General features: G+C 74.8%; 7 protein-coding genes. 3 read left to right on the top strand and 4 right to left on the bottom strand.

The genetic code is table 11. The features are described 5' to 3' along the window. The first annotated feature begins 248 nt into the window (after positions 1 to 248). The gene (locus tag EAO70_RS34795; protein ID WP_148006810.1) at positions 249 to 2,663 is read left to right on the top strand and encodes a fibronectin type III domain-containing protein; all 2,415 of its coding nucleotides are present in this window, start codon (positions 249 to 251) and stop codon (positions 2,661 to 2,663) included. Positions 2,664 to 2,670: 7 nt separating this feature from the next. Here the strand turns inward: EAO70_RS34795 and EAO70_RS34790 are convergent, their stop codons facing one another. Beyond that, positions 2,671 to 3,393 (bottom strand): cobalt-precorrin-6A reductase, encoded by a 723-nt coding sequence (locus EAO70_RS34790; protein ID WP_148006809.1) that lies wholly within the window; start codon positions 3,391 to 3,393, stop codon positions 2,671 to 2,673. A 12-nt stretch (positions 3,394 to 3,405) separates the two neighbouring features. Here EAO70_RS34790 and EAO70_RS34785 point away from each other — a divergent pair, with 12 nt between their 5' ends. After that, entirely contained in the window at positions 3,406 to 4,539 is a 1,134-nt protein-coding gene (locus EAO70_RS34785; RefSeq protein ID WP_148006808.1) for a cobalt-precorrin-5B (C(1))-methyltransferase, read from the top strand. A 127-nt stretch (positions 4,540 to 4,666) separates the two neighbouring features. On the opposite strand, the gene EAO70_RS34780 is transcribed toward EAO70_RS34785, so the two are convergent. Further along, positions 4,667 to 5,344, bottom strand: a complete 678-nt coding sequence (locus EAO70_RS34780) for a hypothetical protein (RefSeq protein WP_261993196.1) — start codon at positions 5,342 to 5,344, stop codon at positions 4,667 to 4,669. Between the two features lie 98 nt (positions 5,345 to 5,442). Between EAO70_RS34780 and EAO70_RS40525 the strand changes: the two genes are divergently transcribed. Continuing rightward, complete coding sequence (locus EAO70_RS40525; protein WP_383431233.1) at positions 5,443 to 5,517, top strand: 50S ribosomal protein bL37; 75 nt, start codon at positions 5,443 to 5,445, stop codon at positions 5,515 to 5,517. 199 nt (positions 5,518 to 5,716) lie between these two features. Here EAO70_RS40525 and cobM read toward each other — a convergent pair whose 3' ends face one another. Both cobM and cbiT read right to left on the bottom strand, forming a co-directional pair. Beyond that, entirely contained in the window at positions 5,717 to 6,466 is a 750-nt protein-coding gene (gene cobM / locus EAO70_RS34775) for a precorrin-4 C(11)-methyltransferase (protein ID WP_148006806.1), read from the bottom strand. Next, a partial coding sequence (cbiT, locus tag EAO70_RS34770) for a precorrin-6Y C5,15-methyltransferase (decarboxylating) subunit CbiT (RefSeq protein ID WP_148006820.1) occupies positions 6,463 to 7,297 on the bottom strand: 835 nt, incomplete at its 5' end. The genes cbiT and cobM, both read right to left, overlap by 4 nt.

The following is a 7,297-nucleotide window of genomic DNA, read 5'->3' as shown; positions in this document are numbered from 1 at the left end:
GCCCAGTACGGACACGAGCCCTGCTGTGACCAGCCATCGGACGGTACCCATTCCTCCATTGAACGCCGGGGGGAGGCCGCTGTCGCGCGGGACGGACCGGAGCTCCGGCAATCCGCTGGTCCAGCGTCCGAACCGGCCGGTAGAGTCCGCATCCGGCGGTGCCCCGGCCCCACCCGGACCGCCCGGCTCCCCCACGAGTCCGCATCCCGTCGCCTGCTCCCCGTAGGTCCGGAAAGGGCCCTTTCTCTGTGACGACTCGTACCCGGCTGAGCGCCCTGGCCACGACGGCCGCGCTCGCCGCCTCCGGCAGTCTGCTGACCGCCACCCCGGCCGCCGCCGCCGTGACCTGCACCGCCCCGCTGTGGAAGGCGGAGTACTACGCCAACACCACGCTCACTGGCACGCCCAGGCTGGCCACCTGCGACAGCGTCATCTCCGAGAGCTACGGCCTCGGCGACCCGGCGGTCGCCACGCTCCCCAAGGACGACTTCGGCGTCCGCTGGACCCTCACCCGCGACTTCGGCTCGGGCGGCCCCTTCACGTTCACCGCCGAAGCCCGGGACGGCGTCCGCGTCAGCCTCGACGGCGTCCGCAAGATCGACCTCTGGAAGAACAACTCCGTCACCCAGAAGAAGGCGCTCAACCTCACGATCCCGGCGGGCCGCCACACCATCACGGTCCACTACGCGACCTGGACGGGCGCCGCCAACGTCAAGTTCGGCTACACACCGAACACGTCGGCCACCGTCGACCGGGTCCGGCCGCTGGCACCGACCGGGGCGACCGTCGCGTTCGACCGCTCCCTGGGCAGGGCCGCCCTGAAGTGGGCCGCCAACAAGGAGATGGACCACGCCGGTTACCGCGTCTACCGACGTCCGAGCACGAGCACGACCTGGGCGAGGGTCAGCACCACCGTGCCCTTCACCGGCACCTCGTACGTCAACAGCCCGCCCGCCACCGGCCAGCGCTTCCTCTACGAGATCCGCGCCGTCGACAAGACGGGCAACGAGTCCCCGGGCAGCGCCGACCTCACCGTCGCCACCGTCGACAGGATCCCGCCGCTCGCGCCGCACGTCATGCTGGACGCCTGCCCGGGCGACCTTCCCTTCGCCGCCCCGGAACTCGTCACCACGGCCGCGAACTCGGCCGACATCGCGTGGTACGAGGCCCAGCGGCAGAACCCGGCGACCGGCGCCTGGACCACGGTCCACACCGGTACCAGGGGCGCCTTCTGCGACACCGGCCAGCCCGCCGACGGCAGCAGGGTCACCTACCGGGGCCGGGCCCGCGACGCCGCCGGGAACTGGTCCGCGTACTCGCCGGCCACCTCCCTCACCACCTCGGACCTGACGCCCCCCGCGCCCGTCACCGACGCCCGCGTCGAGCACCGGTCGGGCGTCCCCCACCTCATGTGGTCCCCCGTGGCCAGCGCCGCCTCGTACCGGGTCGACCAGTACGACCCCGCCACCGGCGAGCACCTGAACGCCCTGCCCACGGGCGACACCACGACGGCGACCGACGTCGTGCCGCGCCAGTCGGCCGCGGTGGCCGACACCTACCGGTACGCGGTGCGGGCGGTCGACGCGCACGGCAACGCCGCCGCCCCCGTGCAGATCACCGTGTCGATGGCGGACCGGGCCGAGTCCATCCCGCCCTTCAGGATGGCGGCGAACAGGTTCGACGACGGCGTGATGCTCTGGTGGCTCGGCGCCGACCCGTGGACCGTCGACCAGGACCCCCTTCCCACCTACCGGATCGTCCGCACCGACACCGCGACCGGTGAGACCAGCACCGTCGAGGCGTGCAAGCCGTTCACGTCGGACGACCGGCCCCTGACGGGCCCCGACGTGAGCTGGACCTGGTCCGACGAAACCGTTCCCGCGTACGCCGGACGCAAGATGATCGACGGCCGCTGCTGGGACGTCCAGGGCAGGTCCGAGACGACGTACGCGTACCGGGTCGTGACGATCGACCGGTACGGGCGCACCTCGCAGCCCGGCCCCGCCGCCACGGAGACCACACCGGACACCGAGCGCCCGGCCCCGGTCCTGAACCTGGCCGCCGAGCAGATCCCGCTCGGCGTCCGACTCACCTGGACCCCGCCCGCCGACGACGACATCGAGGGCTACGCGGTGTGGCAGGGAACCACCGATCCCGTCACCGGTGGGACCACGTGGACGAGGAACTGCTGGACGGGGGCCTCCCTGGCCAGGACCGAGATCCTCTGCCCGACGGTCCCGGACGGCCGCGAGCACACCTACCGGGTCGCCGCCATGGACCGGTTCGATCCGGACCCCGTCCTCGCGGAACTCAACCCGGCCGAGATCAGCGTCACCCCGGCGGACACCCGGCCTCCGGGCTGGACCGGCACCCAGATCCGCCAGGCCCAGTACCCCGCCCTCCTCCTGCAGTGCTCCGACGGGTCGTCCGCGCCCTGCGGGACCGCGACGCGGTACCGCGTGGATCGGTGGAATCCGCTCACGGGCTCGTGGACGACCCTCACCACGGGCGCCCTGCACGGCGCACCCTACGAGTACACGGACTCGACGGTGGCCGAGGACCTGCTGAGCCTCCAGTACTACCGGGTGGTCCTCACCGACCCCTCGGGCGCCGAACAGTCGGTCCGCACGACGGCGTACGGCATCTGGGCCGACTGGCTCTGACCCGCTCCTACCGCAGCACCCACGCGGCGGCCTCCTCGGGGGTCGTCGCCGTGGGGACGCCCTCCGGGACCGGGGGGCGGCGGACCACGATCACCGGGAGGCCCGCCTCGCGGGCCGCGGTCAGTTTCGGGGCGGTCGCCGCGCCGCCGCTGTCCTTCGTCACCAGGACGTCGATCCGGTGGCGGGCGAGGAGCTCCCGCTCGCCGTCCAGGGTGAACGGGCCCCGGTCGAGGAGGATCTCGGCGCGGCCCGGCACGGGGGCCTCGGGGGCGTCGACCGAGCGGACCAGGAACCATTCGGGGCGGTCCGCGAAGGCCGCGAGGCCCATGCGGCCGGTCGTCAGGAAGACCCGGTCGCCGAGCCCGTCGAGGGCCCCGGCCGCCTCCGCGAGGGAGTCCACCGGGTGCCAGTCGTCGCCCGCCACCGGGACCCAGCCGGGGCGGCGCAGCGCGAGCAGGGGAACATGGGCGATGGCGGCCGCCCGGGCCGCGTGGAAGCTGATCCGCTCGGCGAAGGGATGCGTGGCGTCGATGACCGCGTCCACGGCGTGCCCGCCGATCCAGTCGACGAGCCCGTCGACGCCGCCGAACCCGCCGATCCGCACCTCTCCCCCGGGCAGCCGGGGGCTCGCCACCCGCCCCGCGAGGGAGCTGGTGACCCGGACCTCGCCGTGCAGCAGGCCCGCGAGGGCGCGGGCCTCGGTCGTCCCCCCGAGAATGAGTATGTGCACAGGAGTCCCTTCGTGACGTCAGGCGGCGGGCGTGAGGCCCAACTCAAACACACGGGCCTGCGCCCGGGGTGGACGACCGGCGCCTGCGCGACGGCGGCCACGACCGCCGCGTACACGGCGCTGCTGACCGGCGGTTTCCCGGATCCGGTGACCATCACGCTGCCGAAGGGGCAGACGCCGGCCTTCGCCCTGACGGCGGAGTCCCTGGACGGCGGGACGGCCATGGCGGCGGTGACGAAGGACGCGGGCGACGACCCGGACGTCACGCACGGCGCCGTGATCCGCTCGACGGTACGGCTGCTGCCCGCGGGCTCGGGCGTCGTCTTCCGGGCGGGCGAGGGCGTCGGCACGGTCACCCTGCCGGGGCTGCCCCTGGAGGTGGGGGAGCCGGCGATCAACCCGGTGCCGCGGCAGCTGATGCGGGCGCACGTGGCGGAGGTCGCGGCCCGGCACGGCGGCGCGGGCGACGTCGAGATCACCCTCTCCGTCGACCACGGCGCCGAGATCGCCCGTTCCACGTGGAACCCGCGGATCGGGATCCTCGGCGGGCTGTCGATCCTGGGCACCACGGGGGTCGTCGTCCCGTACTCGTGCTCGGCCTGGATCGACTCGATCCGCCGGGGCGTGGACGTGGCCCGCGCGGGCGGTCTGACGCATGTGGCGGGCTGTACGGGCTCCACGTCGGAGAAGACGGTTGCCGCGCTCTACGACCTGCCGGAGGTCGCGCTCCTCGACATGGGGGACTTCGCGGGCGCGGTCCTCAAGTACGTCCGCCGCCACCCCGTCGACCGCCTCACGATCTGCGGCGGCTTCGCCAAGCTCTCCAAGCTGGCCGCCGGCCATCTGGACCTGCACTCGGCCCGCTCCCAGGTCGACAAGGGCTTCCTGGCGGAGCTGGCCCGCACGGGCGGTGCGTCGGGGTCCCTCGCGGCGGATATCGCCGAGGCGAACACGGGCCTGGCGGCCCTCCGCCTCTGCGAGGCGGCGGGCGTCCCCCTGGGCGACCTGGTCGCCGCGCGGGCCCGCGACGAGGCCCTGGCGGTGCTCCGGGGCGCCCCGGTGGCGGTGGACGTGATCTGCATCGACCGCGCGGGCACGGTGGTGGGCCGGTCGGCGACGGCGGGGCCGGGGCCGGGGCCGAGCTGACGGCACCGCCCCGACCCTCCCGGGCCGACCACGCCGACCCGCCGTGCCGACCGGACCGGCCGTACCGACCCGCCGCGCCGACCTGCCGTGCCGACCCGCCGTGCCGCGCCCGGCCTCCGGGCCCGGGTCAGGCCGTCGGGTAGCCGATCTCCCGTACGTCCTCCGCGAGGTCCGCGAGCGTGACCTCCGGGTTGAGCGCGGTGACGACCTCCGCCGTCAGCGGGCGCAGGGCGAGGACGTGCCGTACGGCCTCGATGTCGACCGGCCGCTCGTAGTAGTCCGAGGCCCACTCCGCGTACGCCTCCGCCGAGCGGTCCGTCAGGTGGTGGAAGAGGCCGCCGGAGCCGTCCGGGTCCTCGTGGCCCTCCAGGTCCGTGAACGCGACCGGGCCCGTGTGCCAGGCCGGGTCGGCGGTCTCGCGCCACAGGCAGACGGTGGTCACGTGAACCCCGTCCTCGTCCGTGAACGCGGGCTCCGTCAGATACTCCCGGAACGCCTCCGGGACTCCGTCGAGCACCCCGGGCCAGGTCTCCCCGTCCGCTACGGCCCCGAACGGGCTCATCGGCGACTCGTGGTCGAAGCCGCGGGCGAAGGCCCCGGTCGCGGACAGCACGATCGTGTACTCGCCGCCCTGGCCGTCCTTCATCGACGCCAGCTGCTCGGTCTCCGACCAGTGCGCGTCGAAGGAGTAGTACCGGCTCTCCCACTCCGGGCAGAGCACGGCCTCCACCATCGCGAGCCCCCGGCTGTGGTCGCGCAGTTCCTCGATGCCCGGCAGCGCCCGGGCCACGTCGTAGACAGTCACGTCTCCATGAGACCGCACGCCTCCGGCGGCCGATATGCGGCCCCCGGGTCACGAACCTAGGCTTGCCAGCACGTCACCCCCGAACGAGAGGGAGTCCCATGGCCAAGCGAGGCAACAAGCGGCGCGCCCGCAAGAAGAAGAGCGCCAACCACGGCAAGCGTCCCAACGCCTGACGCCGTCCACGCGCGGGGCCCCGGGGATCGGACTCCCCGGGGCCCCGGCGCGTGCGCGCGGTCGGCATCGCATCGGCGCCGCCGGCGGCCGGACGCCGGCAGGCCCCGCCGACAGCCAGACGCCGGCAGGCGGCAGCGGCGGGCGTGACATCAGCAGGCGGCGCCGGCGGCCGGGCGCCGGCCACGGCTCGGCGACGGCTCAGCAGACGTGCCGGTCGCGTGCCGGGTCGTACAGGTGGCTGTCGCGGAACTCCGAGGCACCCAGCGTGCGGCCGACCAGGATGACGGCCGTCTTCGTGATGCCGGCCTCCTTCAGCTGATCCGCGATGTCCGCCAGCGTGCCCCGCAGCACGATCTCGTCGGGGCGGCTGGCCATCGCCACGACCGCCGCCGGGCAGTCCGCGCCGTAGTGGGGGACGAGCTCGGCGACGACCCGGTCCGCGTACCGCGCGGCCAGGTGGAGGACGAGGAGCGCGCCGCTGCGGCCCAGGGTCGCCAGGTCCTCGCCCTCCGGCATGGGCGTGGCCTGCTGGGCGACCCGGGTGAGGATCACCGTCTGGCCGACCGTGGGGACGGTCAGCTCCCGCTTCAGCGCCGCCGCGGCCGCCGCGAAGGCGGGGACGCCGGGCACGACCTCGTACGGGATGCCCGCCGCGTCCAGCCGCCGCATCTGCTCGGCCATCGCGCTGAACACGGACGGGTCGCCCGAGTGCAGCCGGGCCACGTCCTGGCCGGCGTCGTGCGCCGCGGCGATCTCGGTGACGATCTGGTCCAGGTCCATCCGGGCGGTGTCGACGAGCCGCGCGTCCGGCGGGCACTCGGCGAGCAGCTCGGTCGGGACGAGGGAGCCCGCGTACAGGCAGACCCCGCACTCGGCGAGCGTCCGCGCGCCGCGCACGGTGATCAGGTCGGCCGCGCCGGGACCCGCGCCGATGAAGTAGACGGTCATCGCTCTTCAGAACCTTTCGTTACGGACCACTGCGTGACCGGCATCGCCTGGCGCCAGCCGGTGAAGCCGCCCACGGGGACGGCCGTGGCCACGGCGAGCCGGACCAGTTCGCCGCCGTGCCGGCGGTGGCGTTCGGCGAGGAGCGCCTCGGACTCCAGCGTCACGGTGTTGGCGACGAGCCGGCCGCCGGCGGGCAGCGCGCCCCAGCAGGCGTCGAGGAGGCCGGGGGCGGTGAGGCCGCCGCCGATGAAGACCGCGTCGGGGACGGGGAGCCCGGCCAGGCCGGCGGGTGCCGGGGCGGTCACCACCCGCAGGGCGGGCACGCCGAGGCGGTCGGCGTTGCGGGTGATCCGTTCCGCGCGTTCCGCCGACCGCTCGACCGCGACCGCCCGGCAGGAGGGGTGGCTCCGCATCCACTCGATCCCGATGGAGCCGGAGCCGCCGCCGACGTCCCAGAGGAGTTCGCCGGGCGCGGGCGCGAGGGCGGCGAGGGTGGCGGCCCGCACGTACCGCTTGGTGAGCTGGCCGTCGTGCTCGTACGCCTCGTCGGGCAGTCCGGGCACCGCGCCGAGCCGGAGCGTGTCCGGGTCGCGGACGCAGTCGAGGGCGAGGACGTGCAGCGCGTCGGTCCGCTCGTACGGCCAGTCGGCGGCCGTCCCGTCGAGGAGCCGCTCGCGGTCTCCGCCGAGCTGTTCCAGGACGCGGATCCGGGTGCCGCCCCAGCCGGTGTCCCGGAGCAGGGCGGCGACCCGCGCGGGGGTCCCGGGGCCCTCGCCGAGGACGAGGAACCGGCGGCCGGGGTGGAGCGCCGCGGCGAGCGCGGCGAGGGGG

The organism is Streptomyces sp. adm13(2018), assembly GCF_008042145.1.
GTDB lineage: Bacteria > Actinomycetota > Actinomycetes > Streptomycetales > Streptomycetaceae > Streptomyces.
The sequence above is the reverse complement of the archived record's forward strand: the minus strand, read 5'-3'. Positions and strand labels throughout refer to the sequence as shown.

Excerpts from the sequence above, each read along its gene's own strand:
- cobM (WP_148006806.1), bottom strand. The coding sequence starts at position 6,466 with ATGACCGTCTACTTCATCGGCGCGGGTCCCGGCGCGGCCGACCTGATC.